Below are 16191 nucleotides of genomic sequence, written 5' to 3' on the forward strand. Positions count from 1 at the left end.
TCATACCGGCACATCGGCCAGGCACCGTGTATACCCGCGGTCAGCCGGGGAGGCGCTGATCAGCGAAGGGAGACTTGCGTTTTATCCCGGCTCTCGCAGCCATCCCTCTGCCATCCGGATGTCATCGAGTTCGGCAAACCGGCGCACGCGGTCAAGCTCGGCCATCAGGCGCCGCGTACGCGCGTCTGACCAGCGCACCCCGCGCTCTGGCCAAAGCGCAGTGACGCAAAGGCTCTGACACTCTCTCTGCGCCTTGACATCGATGCGCCCGATCAGGCGGTCACCCTCAAGCAACGGGAACACGTAATATCCGTATTTGCGCAAATCCGCGGGAACGAAAACTTCGATGCGGTAATGGAACCCGAACAAGCGTTCGGTCCGGCTGCGATCGCGCAAGGCTGGATCAAACGGGCTGAGGATGCGCATACGACCCGGCGGCACAGGGACGTCCTCTGCCCCGTCGAACACATCCGGTCGTGCAAGACACCGGCGCGATCTGCCATCATGTCCTTGAATATCGACTTCTATCAGGCTGCCGCGCTCCAGTGCACGTGCACACCAATCACGCGCCTCTTGCGTGGTCACCGTGTCCCAGAAGCGGGCAATTTCTCCGGATGTGGCAAAGCCGAGCCGGTCGATCGCCGCATGACAGAGCCAATCGATCGTGTCGCCGGGCTCGGGGCTCTCTGCTGCAACATCCATGACCCGCTCGGTCAGATCATAGCGTTTCCGGAACCCATCGCGCCCGATGACCACCAGCGCCCCGCTGCGCCACAGATATTCCAGCGCAGTCTTCGATGGATGCCAGTCCCACCAGCCTCCGCTCCCCTTTTTCTCATCCTGGCCGACATCCGACGAACAGACCGGGCCATGATCGCGGATATGTTGCAGAACGGAGCGGAATTGCCGCTCAAACCCCTCCCGACGCCCGCTGCGCCATTGTCGTTTCAGTCGCACCGCGTCGCGCCGGAACCGCAACTGCCAATGCGGATAGAACGCCATCGGTATGACCGCGGCGTCGTGGGTCCAATGCTCGAACAGCATCCGGTCGCGTTCATACAGCCGTTTCAGGTTGCCCGGCCGATAGGTCGGACGTCGCGCAAACAGAATCATGTCATGGGCACGGGCCAGGGTGTTGATGCTGTCCAGTTGAACAAAACCCAGCCGGTGGATCAGATCATAAAGGTTCTGTCCCCGGGCCGGGCCAACCGGCTGCTCGGCAAGCGCGTGCCGGTCAAGAAACAGTCGACGTGCAGCCCGGTTGCCAAGTGTCGGCGCGCTCATCGGCGCTTTAGCGTATCGCCATATGCAATGGTTGGCGTCAGGGTGATATTGTCGGCATGATCGCCCTCCGGATCGGCGAGGCGATCGGCGATGATCCTGGCCGCGGTCCGACCGATTTCCAGCCGGCAGGCATCCATCGTTGCCAGCTTGCGCGGCAAACCCTGCAGCAGTTCGACACCGTTGAAGCCCGCCAACCCGATCTGTCCGGGCACGTCGACGCCCTGCTCGAGCAGGTATAGCAGCCCCCCCGCGCCGATCATGTCGTTGGAATAATATAGAAAATCCAGCTCGGGCGTGCGTTGCAGCATCTCCTGCGTCATCTCGCGCCCCTTGGCGAGCGCGGAACCACCGGAATAAAAGGCGCGGTCCTCGATTTCGACACCGTTTTTGGCCAGCACCTCGGTAAAGCCCTCGAACCGCTTGCGTGCACGATGGTCCAGCGGCATCTTGGTCCCCATGAACCCGATATGCTGATAGCCCGCTTTCAGGATCGCGGTCGCCATTTCGCGCCCGGCGCGGCGATGTGAAATGCCGACCATCGCATCAACCGGCACCCCGTCGGTATCCATGATCTCGACCACCGGGATTCCCGCGGCACGCAACATGGCGCGGCTGGCATCCGAATGCTCGAGCCCGGCGATGATCACGCCGGATGGCCGCCAGGACAGCATCTCGTACAGGACACGCTCTTCCTTTTCCGGCAGATAATCGCTGACCCCGACAACCGGTTGCAGTTCGGTGTCTTCCAGAACCTGGTTGATACCGGTGAGAACCTCGGGAAACACCATGTTCGAAAGCGAGGGTATGATGACCGCGACGAGGTTGACGCGGCTGGAGGCAAGGGCCCCCGCGATCTTGTTCGGGACATACCCGAGTTCCTTGGCTGCCGCCAGCACCCGGCCCCGGGTCGCGTCAGACACGTCCCCGCGGTTGCGCAGCACACGGCTGACCGTCATTTCGGAAACGCCGGATGCTTCGGAAACATCGCGCAGCGTCAGGGGACGTTTGGAATCAAGCGACAAGGGCGTATCTCTCCATGTGACCTGCGCCGAGGTTATCGCGAACAAGGCTGCGGGATCAACTCTGCGCCAAACCCCATGACAATCCTCTTTTTCCGGGCTATGAGGACCGCACGACCCCGTGGCTCAACTGGATAGAGCAGCCCCCTCCTAAGGGGCAGGTTGCAGGTTCGAATCCTGCCGGGGTCGCCACAAAATCAAGCAAATCAAATGGTTTGCAAGATTGGCAAAACCACCCAAAACACCAAATGGCAGAACGTGACAGGAACAAATCCTGCCGTGGCACCTGCTTCACATACAAATCACGTACAGTTTGTTCGCTAATGTTCTGCTGAAGTAAACGAAAACGCCGCCGGGACTGGCATCCCAAGCGGCGTTGAAAAAGACGGGCTAGCACGCGTCAACTTCTGCGGCAATTATATCGCGCTTTTCCCCATCTTGGCAATGCACTGGGGCGGCGCTGGTATGAGTATTTCCGAGCATATCCCCGGCAACATCAAGCACGCGTGCCGCTGCATCGGTTATGCCCGCAAGATCGTCGGCTGGCGCGCCAGCACCTCAGCGCAGAAAGATTTCCTCCTGGATGCTCTGGAGCAGGCAGTCCAAGACCGAAGGCCGACAAAGGCCATGGGGCTGGTGCATCACAGTGACCGCGGCTCGCAATATCTATCCATCCCCGGCTTCCCGGTGAATGAGTTGGTTTCGTGGCGGTCGCTTGTGGAGTGCCGTATCGAGGCCGCCGTCGTCGCCTGCCTGACCGAAAGGGGTCGGGTAGGCTCAACCAACAAAGACTTAGCCGCTGGAGCGCCTGCCATCTTCGGCTCTGCCAACGCGATCTCGAAACACCTCGGCCGAAATGAAGCGCCCTCAGGCCGGTTCAAGCGGCTAGAAAAACTGGCGAAATCCAATGGTGGAAAGTTGAATATCAGCGATTTCAGGCGAATTGCGCGGCAGGCGGCAGCACACTGGCCTTGGAAACCACAATCTTTTGACCGACGGCACGAAGGCCCATCGCTCAGAATACGACCGTTTAACCAGCTTTGTTTCACGAGCCTCCGAGCGCTCTGCCGTGATCGATCGGGAGACTGGCAAAGTCGTCCGACCAACTTGCCCGGTGGTCCGGTCTTCCGAGCTTGGCCGCTTTGCGACCCAAGGCGATGTTCACCGATGCTTGGGAGATGCGCGCCCTGCAGGAGCATGAAGCACGTGATGAGTGGAAGCGTCAGTTCAAGGACGCCGAGAAGCAAATCGAATAGCTACTGGATCGGCTGGTCGACGCTTCCAACCGTACCGTCTGCTCAAGCTCGAAGATCGGATCGAGAAGCTGGAACGGCAGTAGCTTGTTTTGGCCGAAAAGGCCGCAAAAGAGGTGCCGACCAATGCGAGGCTGGAGGATTGTATGGAGCTAACGCTCCGCTTCCTCTCAAACCCTTGGAATATTTACAAAAATGGTGACTTCGCCATGCGTCAGACAGTGCTTAGGTTGGTCTTTTCAGAGCCACTGAAATACGGTCAAAATGGGGCGTATGGATCTCCCGAATTATCATTCCTTCTCAGGTGCTTGGCGGGAATTTCGGGGGATAAAAGCGAGATGGTGCTGCTGGAGAGAATTGAACTCTCGACCTCTCCCTTACCAAGGGAGTGCTCTACCTCTGAGCTACAGCAGCGCCGTGCGCGGGTCATTAGACGGAAACGGGATGGCCTGCAAGGACAATCTGGACCCTTTTTGGGCTCTGCGTTACAGAGGGGCATGACAGGCAAATCCCCTTCCCGTCCGGACAAGTCACGCGGTCAGACCCGAGAGGAGCGTCTCAAGGCGGCGCTCAAGGCGAATCTGGCGCGTCGCAAGGCGCAGGCGCGGGCCCGTGCGGAAGAGGCCAGTGACAAGAAGAACGAGGACAAAGAGTAGATGGATTCGATTTTGGTGACGGGGAACGGCCCCCTGTCCGGACAGATACCGATTGCAGGTGCCAAGAATGCCTGTCTGACGCTGATGCCCGCAACCCTGTTGAGCGATGAGCCGCTGACCCTGACCAATGCGCCACGGCTCAGCGACATCCGTACGATGACGGCGCTTCTCGGCTCGCTCGGTGCGGAGGTCAGCCAGTTGCAGGATGGGCAGGTTCTGGCCATGTCGAGTCACGATCTGAACAACCACACCGCCGATTACGACATCGTGCGCAAGATGCGCGCATCGATTCTCGTGCTCGGCCCGATGCTCGCGCGGGACGGTCATGCGATCGTTTCGCTTCCGGGCGGATGTGCGATCGGTGCGCGCCCGGTCGATTTGCACCTCAAGGCGCTGGAGGCACTGGGAGCGGAGCTTGAGTTGAAAGACGGGTATGTCCATGCCCGCGCGCCGGGCGGGCTGAAGGGCGGCAGGATCGATTTTCCGCTGGTGTCGGTTGGCGCCACCGAAAACGCGCTCATGGCGGCAACGCTGGCCAGGGGGACGACCGTGATCACCAATGCCGCGCGCGAACCCGAGATCGTCGACCTTGCAGACTGCCTGAAAAAGATGGGGGCGCAGATCGAGGGCGAAGGGACATCGACCATTACCATCCAGGGTGTCGACCGGCTGCATGGGGCGACGCACCCGGTGGTCACCGATCGGATCGAACTGGGCACGTACATGCTCGCCCCGGCCATATGTGGTGGCGAGGTCGAATTGCTCGGCGGTCGGATGAGCCTGGTCGGAGCGTTCTGTGAAAAGCTGGACGAGGCAGGGATCGACGTGCGCGAGACCGAGGGGGGCCTCGCGGTCAAACGCCGCGGCGATGTGGTTCGGGCAGTCGACGTGACAACCGAGCCCTTTCCCGGTTTTCCCACCGATCTTCAGGCACAGATGATGGCATTGCTCTGCATTGCCGACGGCGTCAGCGTGCTGGAAGAGAAGATCTTCGAGAACCGCTTCATGCACGCGCCGGAACTGCTGCGGATGGGCGCCCGGATCGACGTGCATGGCGGAACCGCAACGGTGACGGGTGTTGACCGCCTCAAGGGCGCGCCGGTGATGGCGACCGATCTGCGTGCTTCCGTGTCGCTGATCCTTGCGGGGCTGGCGGCCGAGGGCGAAACGCTGGTCAGCCGGGTCTATCATCTGGATCGTGGTTATGAACACGTGGTGCGCAAACTGGAAGGCGTGGGTGCAAAAATCAAACGGATCAAAGAACAGTGACCCAGGACGCGACATTCGAAGATGGCCGCGAGCGGCCGCTGAACCTCGGGGCGCAGGATACCGACGACCTGCGGGTGATCTCGTCGCTCGTGCAGGATGCGATATTTCCGATTACAGAGATGCAGTGGCAGGCGCGGCAACACCGCTTTGCGATACTGCTGAACCGGTTTCGTTGGGAAGATGCCGCTCGCGACCGCCATGCGCCCGAACGTGTGCAATCGCTGCTCGTGATCGACAACGTGGTCGCGGTATCGTCGCAGGGGATCGATCGCGGCGAAAATGACCTTATCCTGTCCGTGCTTGCGATCGAGTTCACGGCCGGCGAGGAAAGCGCGGGTGATCTGGTGTTGACCCTCGCAGGCGACGGTGCACTGCGTCTGCAGATCGAAGCGCTGGATATCACGCTCAAGGACGTCACACGGCCCTATGTCGCACCGTCCGGAAAAACGCCGGACCACCCGGAATGACCACGGCCCGTCCGCTCGGATCGGCTGACGTCGGGCTCTGGCGGACCCTGCGCGCCGAAGGAGTACGGTTGTTCCCGCAAGCATTCCTGTCGTCGCAAGCCGAGGTCGCTTCTGTCAGCAGGTAGCAGGACGTAAGACAGATGGCCCTGGGCGGTCGCTACGGTGTGTTCGACGACCAGACGCCCGTCGGCATCGCCGCGATCAGACAGGTAACATTCGAACGCGCGCGGCATCGGGCGACCATCGAAGCCTTTTATGTCGCGCCGTCTGCGCAGGGCGGTGGTGCGGCAGATGCCCTGATGACGACGCTGTTCGATCATGCGAGCGAAAACGGCATCTGGCAGCTTGAACTTTTCGTCGCCGCCGCGAACCCGCGCGCTGTTGCATTCTATGAACGGCACGGGTTTCGACGCGAGGGGCGCTGTCCAAACGCCATCATCACCGAAGATGGGCCACAGGATGACTGGTTTTACGTCTGCATTCCGCGACGCCCGCCCGCGACTGACCAACAGGAAGGAATTTAGTCGCGGAGGCGACGGAGATCACCCCGCCATGCGTTGAATGACAATACTCGTTTCAGACGCAGGGTTTATTTATGCGGTTTCTTCTCTATCCCATGTCGGTGGTTTCATTGTTGCTGAGCGGTGCGATCTTCGGATTTTTCTACGCGTGGGTCTGCTCCACCATGTGGGGTCTCGACCAGATCGACCCAAATGTGGCGATCAATGCCATGCAGGCAATGAATGCCTCGGTACGCAATGCCGTCTTCGCTCCCGCCTTTTTCGGCACCCCGATCGCATTGCTCTTGACTGCGGGCATCGCGTGGCGCTGTGGCGCGGCGCGGTCATGCACGTGGTTTGCGCTGGCCGCCGTGATCTATATCGCTGGCGGCCTTCTGCTGACCATGCAGGTCAACGTTCCGATGAACGAAGCGCTCGGCACCCTGGCAACGCCACTCGACCCGCAAAAGGCATCCCGGATCTGGTCCGACTATTCACAGGTCTGGCAGGTCTGGAACCAGATTCGAACCGGTGCATCGGCCGTGGCATTGGCATGCGTCGGGTTCGGACTTGTCGCCCTGCCCCGGCCCGCCGTTGCCTCTTGAGGCGCGGTCGTCCGGACGGTATGTGAGCGACCAAAGGAGACCCACATGCCCCAATTCCTGGACACCGGCTCGCCCGACTTTGAAGACGCGTTTGCCGCGCTGTTGTCGGCCAAACGCGAGGACAGCCCGGATGTGGATGCCGTTGTCACCGAGATCATCGGCGACGTGCGTGCGCGGGGCGATGCGGCGGTGATCGAACTCACCGCGCGGTTCGACCGGCTGGAACTCACCCCCGACAGGATGCGCTTTTCCACCGGCGAAATCGAGCAGGCCGTCGCGGACGTGCCAGAAGAAGAGCGCGCGGCACTGGCGCTCGCCGCTGAGCGCATTCGCGCCTATCACGTGCGGCAGATGCCCGACGACCAGAGTTGGACCGATCCCGAAGGGGCAACCCTTGGCTGGCGCTGGTCGGCGGTGGAAGCGGCGGGTCTTTACGTACCCGGTGGGCTGGCCTCCTATCCTTCGTCCGTCCTGATGAACGCGATCCCCGCCAAGGTTGCCGGGGTGAACCGGCTGGCCATGGCGGTGCCGACCCCGGACGGTGTGGTCAATCCGCTGGTTCTGCTGGCGGCGCAGCTTGCGGGCGTCGACGAGATCTATCGTATCGGCGGCGCGCAGGCGATTGCGGCGCTTGCCTACGGGACCGAAACCATATCGCCCGTGGACAAGATCACCGGGCCGGGCAACGCCTTTGTCGCGGCAGCCAAGCGCCGGGTCTTTGGCAAGGTCGGCATCGACATGATCGCCGGCCCGTCCGAAATCCTGATCATCGCCGACAAGGACAACGAGGCGGACTGGATCGCGCTCGACCTGCTCAGCCAGGCCGAGCACGACGAGAGCGCGCAATCGATCCTGATCACTGACAACGCGGATTTTGCGCAGACGGTTGCCAATGCGGTAGAGAAGCGTCTGCAAACGCTGGAGCGCAAGGCCATTGCCGGGGCGAGTTGGCGCGATTTCGGCGCGATCATCACCGTGCGCGACCTGAACGAAGCGGCCGCCCTGTCCAACCGGATCGCCCCCGAGCACCTGGAACTCTGTGTCACCGATCCCGATGCGCTTGCCGAACAGACGGTTCATGCCGGCGCCATCTTTCTTGGGTGCTGGACCCCCGAAGCCATCGGTGACTATGTGGGCGGCCCCAACCACGTCCTGCCCACGGCGCGGTCGGCCCGGTTTTCCTCGGGCCTGTCGGTCGCGGATTTTCTCAAGCGGACGACCCTGTCGCGCATGAGCCCCTCTGCCCTGCGCGCCATCGGCGGAGCGGCCGAAACACTGGCAACATCCGAGAGCCTTCAGGCACACGGTCTTTCCGTGACCGCGCGGCTCGCGGCACTGAACAGTTCGGCGAACGAATCCTAGGGCATTCCCAAGCAGCGACAAAAACGGAATTCACGCGGGCGATGGGGTATTTCTGGCACAGCCTGGCCGGAACTCTGCCTTGATCCAGCCCATCAGGACCTGCGTGGATTGCGACAGACATTTGATCAGGTTAAGCCTGTCGCATTCGCAAGAGGACGGACCGGATGAGTCACATTGCCCAAATCGCGCTGGATGATGCCAATCTTCCGACGCCGACGCCCGAGATCGAGCAGGAACGCAAGGTTGCGATGTTCGATCTTCTGGAGGGAAACAGCTTTGCGCTCCCGAAACGCGACGACCGCCCGGTGCCCGATGGACCCTATCACCTGAATCTGTCGATCCGGGACAAGCGGCTTGTCTTTGACGTGCGCACCGAACAGGATCATCTGGCGGCTGAATTCCACCTTTCGCTTGGCCCCTTTCGCCAGGTGGTCAAGGATTACTATACGATCTGCAAAAGCTACTACGACGCGGTCAAGAACATGCCACCCAGCCAGATCGAGACCATCGACATGGCGCGACGCGGCATCCATGACGAAGGCAGCCGGGTTTTGCAGGAACGTCTGGAGGGCAAGGCAGAGATCGACACCGACACCGCCCGCCGTCTGTTCACCCTGATCTCCATCCTGCATTTCGGAGGTTAGGGGTGCAGCCACTGCCCCAGTCGATCCTGTTTTGCTGCGACCACAACGCGGTCCGCTCGCCTATGGCAGAGGGGATCATGAAGAAATTCTATGGCACCGATACCTATGTTCAGTCCGTAGGCGTCAACAACGACATGGAAATCGATGGGTTCGCCATCTCCGTCTGCGAAGAAATCGATGTCGAATTGTCGCGCCATCGTTCGCGCAGCTTTGACGAGATGGAGCGGTTGGGTGATGCGCTGTCCTCCTTCGATCTGGTCGTCGCCCTGTCACCGGCCAGCCAGAGGCGGGCGCTGGAATTGACCCGTTATTTTCATCTGAAAGTAGAATACTGGCCCATCCTGGACCCCACCGGCCTGGGTGAGTCCCGCGATACCAAGCTGGCCAGCTATCGGCAAACGCGCGATCAGATCGTGGAGCACCTCAAGGACCGCTGGGGCGGTCCCGTGATCGACGCATGACGCATACGACGGCCATGAGGCGCGGTTCATGACCGTCGCGGTTGTCATCGTCGCCGCCGGGCGGGGCCGCAGGCTCGGCGCCGAGATACCCAAGCAATACATCCCGCTTGGTCCAGCCTGTTCGCTGCGCCGGGTCGCGGAACTCTTCCTGTCGGTTGATGCGGTGCAATGGATCGTCCCGGTGATTCATCCCGAAGACCAGTCGCTCTGCGACCGGGCGTCAGACGGACTGCACGATCCGCGCCTGCTGCCTGCCGCTCATGGCGCAGAGACAAGGGCACTGTCGGTGCGCTGCGGATTGGAGGCACTCGCCGCACATGAACCGGAGCATGTGCTGATCCACGATGCGGCCCGGCCGTTCCTGCCCCGCCCAGTGATATCCGACGTCATCGACGCCTTGCAGTATAGCACGGGCGTTTGCGCGGCGCTTCCCGTCGTCGACGCCTTGTGGACCTCGCAGGATGGTGCGGCGCGGGCTGCGGTGCCGCGCGAGGGCATCTGGCGCGCCCAGACCCCGCAGGCGTTTTCCTTTGCCAGCATCCTGAACGCGCATCGCAACCATGACGGCACCGCGACCGACGACGTTGCCGTCGCGGTACAAGCCGGCCTGAACGTGACCTTCGTCAGGGGCAGCGAGCGGAACTACAAGATCACCACGACGGACGACCTGGAACGCGCGATCCGCGATGCAGAGGCGCAGGATGCCGCAGACGCCCGAGCGCATCTGCGCTAGTTTTCCGCTGCCTCGCGCAGGATATCGAGAACCGGCGCCCCGTCCTCCGTTCCCCGGTTCAACCTGTAACTGATCTCCGGCCCCTGCACGGGCTGGCCTGACGCGCCATAGTCTTCCTGACCGTCGACGGTTGTGCGGGTCCATCCTGTCAATGCCCCATCCGGCGCATAGCTGAAACGATCGCGCCACGGCGCGGACCAGTGCAGGCGCGGATCATAATATGCGCCACGTCCCCGGGCGTCATAATCCACGCTGACGAGCCGGGGCGCGGCACCCTGCACGGTTTCATAAACGCGGTTCTGATGGGTCGGAAAGCTGATCGAAATGAGGGCCGGGGCGCTGTCCGAATATCCGTTCCATGCAAAGACGCCGATATCGACACGCGATGTCTCAAGTCCCTGCTCCGCTTGCGGATCACGCGGCGGCAACACAAATGGGTCATGCCAGTTCAACGTGATGCGCGCCGACCGGCCATCCTGCCCTTGCGGCTCGATGCGCACCTTTGCCGGATCGCCACGCAGCAGCACCCAGTCGAATGTCAACGCATTCCCGTTCGGATCGAGTGTGGAATCCGCGCTCACGGTCATCTGGCGTTGCCATGCAGGGCCCCGCCAGATCCGCGCGATCGCCGACGGCGTTGTGAACAGATGTTCGTCCAACCCCGCCAGCCCCGCACTCTGCCCGAAATCTTCAGCCACGACCCGGAGCCGGACCTGCGGCGGTACTTCTTCGGGCCGCATCGCGGCCGCCTGTCCGACCATCCGCCCGGGACGAAGCCTCTCGCCGGCGAACACCGTCGGATGCGCGATGGCAGACAGGTATTCCGCCCGTGTTTTAACCCCTTGCAGATTGCGACGCATGATCATCTGCACAGTCGGCGCAATCAATCCGTGCGCCATCAGGGTGGCCCGTGTGTCGGCGGGGAACGCCGCCAGCGTCATCGCAACCGCATCCATGAACGGATAGTCCGAACCCGACGACCCCTGGCTGACAATGGTATAAGGCCAGTTTGCCGGGTACAGGTCGACCGCATCGTGATCGCGATGCTCGGGGTAGATGTAGATACTGTTGGATATGTAGTCGCGATAGGCCCGGGCGGCCCCGCCGGGTGCGGTCATCGCATGCCGCACCAGACTTCGCGCATCCGCGCCCGAGGTCATCGCGGTCGACGAATTCCCGAAAACCAGCCCCGGAATCAGAACCGGTCCGGCAAGCCCGTAATCAATGCCCGCCGCGACAAGGTCGGGGGCGTATCGCAGAAACGTCAGGTTCGGAAACCGCGAAGGACCCAACGTCGAATGATCGCGGTCGCGGTTGTCGTAAAGGATACGGTCGAAACCCTGCGACACGCCCCGCGCGACCAAACCTCGCAATTGTCGCGCGAGATCACTCTCATCGGCGCGTTCGATTGCCGGCAACGCCGGGTCAGCCGCAAGACCTTCGAACTCGCGCGCGATCATCGGACCACTGCCAAGCCTGGTCAGATCGCCCGGCGTCAGTGTCAGTTCCCCCGCGCTCAGCGCGGACCCAGCACAGCCAATTGAGACCAACGCAGCCTGAAAAACGCGGCGGATGTCTCTGCGCGACAGTTCCGCGAAAGCGCACGACACGTCCTCGTACCCTCCATTCACTCATCACGACAGCACTCTGCCGCGCAATTCCGGCAAGGTGAAGCATCTTTGGCGGTGCAGAGGCGATTGAACGCACAGCCTCTTGTCGTTCCGGCGACGGCGCGGCACAAACAGGCAATGAACGGGCAGGAAGAGACCGCGATTCGATCCCGCCGCCAGCCCGAACGGCAATGGCGGCCTACGCCCGTCGTCATTGCGATCCTTGTAATCTGCTGCGGCATCGAGCTCCTGCTGCAAGCCAGTGACCTGGGGCTTATCGGAAACACGCGGCTGCGCGTCTTTGCCTATGAAAACGGGGCGTTCTGGGTGGGCCTGCTCGACAACTGGCGACCCAACTATCCTTTGCAACCCTGGCTGATGTTTCTCAGCTATCAGGTGTTGCACACCGGGCTATCGCATCTGGTGGGAAACATGTTCGTGCTCCTGATCGTCGGGCCCATCGTGGTACGTCGCGTCGGCTCGGCTTGGTTCGCCGCCATCTATGTTCTATCGGGAATTGGCGGTGCGCTTGGCTTTGCTCTTCTGAGCGATAGCGCACAACCCATGGTTGGCGCATCCGGCGCGCTCTTCGGGTTGGTCGGCGCGTGGAAATGGCAGGACTGGTTCTTCAACGCGCAGAACGGGTTGGGCCGCAAATCGCTGATCACCGACATTATAGGACTGATTCTCCTCAATATTCTTCTATGGGTTGTGCAGGGCGGCCAGGTTGCGTGGGAGACTCACCTCGGCGGGTTCCTGACGGGATGGCTTGCCGCAACACTGGTGATTCCCCGTCAGGACGGGTCGGGGAGCCTGGAGCAACCGAATGACCGGCCCAAGAAATGAAACAATACTCTAACGCAGTCGGCATAGTTCCCGTTGGCAAAACAATACCGCTATTTCTTTACTAAAAGGCCGGTTTGCCATTCCGTAAGTGGCTGAGACGCACTATGTATACCTCAGTAACCGATTTGGTGCCGCGTGAATGCATGGCGCCACGATTGTCCAAGTTAGTAAATGGTAGGATTGCAATGTTTAATAGTTTGAAAGCGGCAGGTTTGGCCGCAGCTCTGATCTCGTTACCTGCGCTGGCATCTGCCGCCACCATACGAGTCTATGATATCGCATCAAAGCCCAAGGTTCTTCTGGAGCACGTGCTCGACACGGGCGACATGACGCAGGCACGGTCTTCTGGCAGCGCCGCAAACATGTCCTGGGACATTACCGTCACACCACAGGACATCGCCGGGCAATCGCGCCTGAATACCATTGCCGTCACCACGAGCGGCGTGGGTGCGATCATGATCCTGGTGTCCGAGAACGACTTTGGCGCGGGTGCAAATGCGACCACATCGTCAAGCGTGCAACTCGATGTCGCGGCAACGACGGTCGGCAGATCGCTCCGGGTTATGGGCTATGTTGACGATCAGAACCGGCTGTTCTCGCGTAACACCGCGATCGACTCGCGCGGCGTCCTGCTCAACAACTCCGTGCAGGGCCGTCAGAGCGGACAAAATACGCTCTACGAGACGCTGACTGACCCGTTCTCGATGACGACGGCATTCATGATCCGCCACGATGAACAGACCGATATGACCTCTTTCGACGCCACACAGGTGACCGCCGTGCCGGTACCCGCTGCCGGGGTGTTGTTGCTGACCGCCCTGGGTGGACTGGGTGTGATGCGCCGTCGGCGCAAGGCGGCCTGAGAGACGGCACCTAAGAGCTTTTCGCAATCGACGTGAAACATCAGGTCTCACCTGACGCTTTGGAAGCTGACACTTCAGGTGACACGACTTTGTCTCGAAACGCTTTTTGAAGAAGAAACAAGCGGGGCCGGAAAGGCCCCGTTTCTGTGCATGGGCCACCTTCACCATGTTGACGATGCTGCTCTCACGCCAGGACATAGCTGCCCGTAAACCGCGCGTCTGGCGTCGCGCCGGAGCACAGCGCATGTGATCGCCAAACCATGGCCGTGGCGATGTCGCATCTTGCGAAAAACGCGCGCTACCTAGATCGTTTCAAGATAGACAGGAAACATCGGCTATCATTTAACGCGTTGAAATCACTGGATTCAGGTAGCGTCAGGTGATGCAGGTTTGTCGCGAAATGCTATGGCACTGACTGAAATCTGAGATTTCAACGCAGCGGCCGATCCGTCTTGTTTCAGATATTTCGACAGGCACTTTCCCGGGCACCAGCGCAACCGGGATCAGGCATGCGCCTCTACGCCAAAGCCGCGCTCGCAGAAAAAGACTCCATCGTCGATTACCGCCTGCACAACAGACGCGGTCACGATCTTGCTGACTTCATCCGTCCAGCAATAGAGCAGGGCGAAATCGCAAAGCTGATTGACGAGTCTCGGAACACCGCCGGTCACGCCGTGTATCAACGTGCAGGCGCCCGTGCTGAACACGTCGGCGTCGGCCCCAGCTACGGTCATCCTGTGCTTGATATACGCCTGAGTTGCGTCTGCATTCATGCGGTTGAGGTGAAAGCTCGAGGAAATCCGCTGCGCGAGCTGGCTCATGCTCGGATGGCGCACCATGTCCCGCAACTCGGGTTGTCCGACAAGGATCAACTGAACCAGCTCATCCTTGTTCGAGTTTATATTGATCAACATCCGCAGCTCTTCCAGACCTTCGCGCGAAACGTTCTGCGCCTCGTCAAAGACCAGAACGACCCGCCTGCCCTGCGCATATTCTGCAATCAGGAAATCCTGCAGCGCCTGGAAATGCTGCACATAGCTGCCCTGCGCATCAAACGGAATGTCGAGCGCGTTCAGCACCCATTGCAAAAGTTCGCCGCGGCTCCCCTGGGCATTGGAAACAAGCCCGACGGTCACGTCATCGCCCATCTGTCCGAGAAGGTTCTGAAGCAATGTCGTTTTGCCTGCCCCCACCTCTCCGGTCAGCATCGTGATCGGCGCATGCGAGAGAACGCCAAATTCAAGCACTGAATAGGCACGCCGGTGTTGCGGCGACCAGAAGATGAACTCCGGGTCCGGAACAAGCGTGAAAGGCCGCTCGTTCAGACCGAAATATCCGAGATAAAAGGAAGGTTGCGTCATACTGAATCTGGCACCTGGAACCGGTTGTTACTCATACACTACAGTCGGACTTGCTTGGGACCGGTTAACATCACTCACTTGGGTCTTTTCCTTCGTCAAGCAAGATCCCCGTTTACGGATTCGACGTTCACGACCACCCAAACGCAACAAACGAACGCATGCCGCATCGAATAGGCCACCGATGTCCGACTCGGCTTTTGTTTCCCGCTTGGGTACGGACACCATGATGGTCAACTGGATCGAAACAATGGTGTGTATGTGCAGAAATTGTGGCGGGATTGAATTACGTTACGTCCACTTGACCGCAGGCGGAAACGCCAGAGCCGCGTTTTTTCCGGGCACGCCGGTCAGACCTCGTATATTTTTCGAATCTCGAAAAACACTTTTATTTATATTTATCAAATATTTATGTAAAAAATACAACTTACGGTAGTCAAGAAAACAGTTGTTTGTGTGCAAATTTTCGCTAAGTTGTATGTCATTGCTTGTGTAGCTGTAACGCTCGTTTTGGACCGATCCCTGTAACCAATGATCTTGTTAAAATTTGAGTGAGTAAGAGATGTCTTTTCAATTTCCCGACCCGGCGCGCCTTGAGGCTGTGTCAATCCCCAACATCGTTGCGTCTTCATCCGGTAGCAGGCTGGACCTGTATACCGGCTTTGGCAAACGTCTTTTTGAGCTCGCGCTTGTCCTGATCGTGCTGCCGATTCTGGCACCCGTCATGCTGTTGATCGCATTGCTGGTGTCACTCGACGGTGGCTCTCCGATCTATATCCAGAAACGGATCGGAAAGAACGGTCGCATCTTCAGAATGTTCAAGTTCCGCACGATGGTGCCGAATGCCGAGGAACGTCTCGCCGAGTATCTCTCTGCGCATCCAAAGGCGCTGGCCGAGTGGAACCACAGTCAGAAGCTTCGCCATGATCCGCGCGTGACACGGATCGGCGCCTATCTTCGCAAGTGTTCGCTGGATGAGCTGCCGCAACTGATCAACGTATTCCTGGGCGACATGGCCATCATCGGCCCGCGCCCCATGATGGTTGACCAGGAAAACCTGTATCCCGGCCGCGCATACTACTGGATGCGTCCGGGTATCTCGGGCCTGTGGCAGGTGACCGAGCGCAACGAAAGCGCGTTCTCCGACCGGGCGCGTTATGACGACAAGTACTTCTACAACATGACATTCGTGAATGATTGCAAAATCATTGTGAAAACCTTTGTTGTCGTGGTCCGCGGAACCGGATACTGATTCTGCCGT

The 16191-nt window shown here is 60.2% G+C and carries 16 protein-coding genes, 2 tRNA genes and 1 pseudogene; 14 read left to right on the forward strand and 5 right to left on the reverse strand.

The window, feature by feature from the left end:
- Window positions 1–81: 81 nt before the first annotated feature.
- Together AB9K34_RS18625 and AB9K34_RS18630 are read right to left on the reverse strand one after the other, a co-directional pair.
- On the reverse strand, window positions 82–1284 hold the full coding sequence (locus AB9K34_RS18625) for a winged helix-turn-helix domain-containing protein (protein ID WP_369955929.1): 1203 nt from the start codon (window positions 1282–1284) through the stop codon (window positions 82–84).
- A complete protein-coding gene (locus AB9K34_RS18630; protein WP_369955930.1) occupies window positions 1281–2306 on the reverse strand; it encodes a LacI family DNA-binding transcriptional regulator in 1026 nt (341 codons plus the stop codon). Before AB9K34_RS18630 ends, AB9K34_RS18625 begins: the two co-directional genes overlap by 4 nt.
- 112 nt (window positions 2307–2418) lie before the next feature.
- Between AB9K34_RS18630 and AB9K34_RS18635 the strand changes: the two genes are divergently transcribed.
- Together AB9K34_RS18635 and AB9K34_RS18640 are read left to right on the forward strand one after the other, a co-directional pair.
- A tRNA-Arg gene (locus tag AB9K34_RS18635) sits at window positions 2419–2495 on the forward strand.
- Window positions 2496–2825: 330 nt separating this feature from the next.
- A pseudogene (locus AB9K34_RS18640) lies at window positions 2826–2978 on the forward strand (DDE-type integrase/transposase/recombinase); the annotation flags it as partial.
- Window positions 2979–3895: 917 nt separating this feature from the next.
- Here AB9K34_RS18640 and AB9K34_RS18645 read toward each other — a convergent pair.
- Window positions 3896–3970 (reverse strand) — tRNA-Thr (locus tag AB9K34_RS18645).
- A gap of 83 nt (window positions 3971–4053) precedes the next feature.
- On the opposite strand from AB9K34_RS18645, the gene AB9K34_RS18650 reads away from it, so the two are divergent.
- The 9 genes from AB9K34_RS18650 (at window position 4054) to ispD (ending at window position 10253) form a co-directional block, all read left to right on the forward strand.
- Window positions 4054–4212: a hypothetical protein gene (locus AB9K34_RS18650; RefSeq protein WP_369955931.1), complete on the forward strand. Its 159-nt coding sequence runs from the start codon at window positions 4054–4056 to the stop codon at window positions 4210–4212.
- On the forward strand, window positions 4213–5481 hold the full coding sequence (gene murA / locus AB9K34_RS18655) for a UDP-N-acetylglucosamine 1-carboxyvinyltransferase (protein WP_369955932.1): 1269 nt from the start codon (window positions 4213–4215) through the stop codon (window positions 5479–5481).
- Complete coding sequence (locus AB9K34_RS18660; RefSeq protein ID WP_369955933.1) at window positions 5478–5948, forward strand: DUF2948 family protein; 471 nt, start codon at window positions 5478–5480, stop codon at window positions 5946–5948. Before murA ends, AB9K34_RS18660 begins: the two co-directional genes overlap by 4 nt.
- A 140-nt stretch (window positions 5949–6088) precedes the next feature.
- Window positions 6089–6472 carry an N-acetyltransferase family protein gene (locus tag AB9K34_RS18665; RefSeq protein ID WP_369955934.1) on the forward strand — a complete coding sequence of 128 codons (384 nt, stop codon included), beginning with the start codon at window positions 6089–6091 and terminating at the stop codon, window positions 6470–6472.
- 71 nt (window positions 6473–6543) lie between these two features.
- Window positions 6544–7053, forward strand: a complete 510-nt coding sequence (locus tag AB9K34_RS18670) for a DUF1772 domain-containing protein (protein WP_369955935.1) — start codon at window positions 6544–6546, stop codon at window positions 7051–7053.
- Between the two features lie 45 nt (window positions 7054–7098).
- Window positions 7099–8415, forward strand: a complete 1317-nt coding sequence (gene hisD, locus AB9K34_RS18675) for a histidinol dehydrogenase (protein ID WP_369955936.1) — start codon at window positions 7099–7101, stop codon at window positions 8413–8415.
- A 164-nt stretch (window positions 8416–8579) separates the two neighbouring features.
- Complete coding sequence (locus tag AB9K34_RS18680) at window positions 8580–9059, forward strand: UPF0262 family protein (protein ID WP_369955937.1); 480 nt, start codon at window positions 8580–8582, stop codon at window positions 9057–9059.
- A 2-nt stretch (window positions 9060–9061) separates the two neighbouring features.
- On the forward strand, window positions 9062–9520 hold the full coding sequence (locus AB9K34_RS18685; protein ID WP_369955938.1) for a low molecular weight phosphatase family protein: 459 nt from the start codon (window positions 9062–9064) through the stop codon (window positions 9518–9520).
- A 28-nt stretch (window positions 9521–9548) separates the two neighbouring features.
- Window positions 9549–10253, forward strand: a complete 705-nt coding sequence (gene ispD, locus AB9K34_RS18690; RefSeq protein ID WP_369955939.1) for a 2-C-methyl-D-erythritol 4-phosphate cytidylyltransferase — start codon at window positions 9549–9551, stop codon at window positions 10251–10253.
- Here the strand turns inward: ispD and AB9K34_RS18695 are convergent.
- Window positions 10250–11863, reverse strand: a complete 1614-nt coding sequence (locus AB9K34_RS18695) for a hypothetical protein (RefSeq protein WP_369955940.1) — start codon at window positions 11861–11863, stop codon at window positions 10250–10252. The genes ispD and AB9K34_RS18695 overlap by 4 nt on opposite strands.
- Window positions 11864–11950: 87 nt before the next feature.
- On the opposite strand from AB9K34_RS18695, the gene AB9K34_RS18700 reads away from it, so the two are divergent.
- Complete coding sequence (locus tag AB9K34_RS18700) at window positions 11951–12709, forward strand: rhomboid family intramembrane serine protease (protein ID WP_369955941.1); 759 nt, start codon at window positions 11951–11953, stop codon at window positions 12707–12709.
- A 185-nt stretch (window positions 12710–12894) separates the two neighbouring features.
- Window positions 12895–13572, forward strand: coding sequence for a VPLPA-CTERM sorting domain-containing protein (locus tag AB9K34_RS18705; RefSeq protein ID WP_369955942.1), 678 nt, complete (start codon window positions 12895–12897; stop codon window positions 13570–13572).
- A 503-nt stretch (window positions 13573–14075) separates the two neighbouring features.
- Here the strand turns inward: AB9K34_RS18705 and AB9K34_RS18710 are convergent.
- Complete coding sequence (locus AB9K34_RS18710; protein WP_369955943.1) at window positions 14076–14933, reverse strand: ExeA family protein; 858 nt, start codon at window positions 14931–14933, stop codon at window positions 14076–14078.
- Between the two features lie 559 nt (window positions 14934–15492).
- On the opposite strand from AB9K34_RS18710, the gene AB9K34_RS18715 reads away from it, so the two are divergent.
- The gene (locus AB9K34_RS18715) at window positions 15493–16182 is read left to right on the forward strand and encodes a sugar transferase (protein ID WP_369955944.1); all 690 of its coding nucleotides are present in this window, start codon (window positions 15493–15495) and stop codon (window positions 16180–16182) included.
- The last annotated feature ends 9 nt before the right edge of the window (window positions 16183–16191 follow it).

The sequence above is a fragment of the Sedimentitalea sp. XS_ASV28 genome (assembly GCF_041224545.1).
Classification (GTDB): Bacteria; Pseudomonadota; Alphaproteobacteria; order Rhodobacterales; family Rhodobacteraceae; genus Sedimentitalea.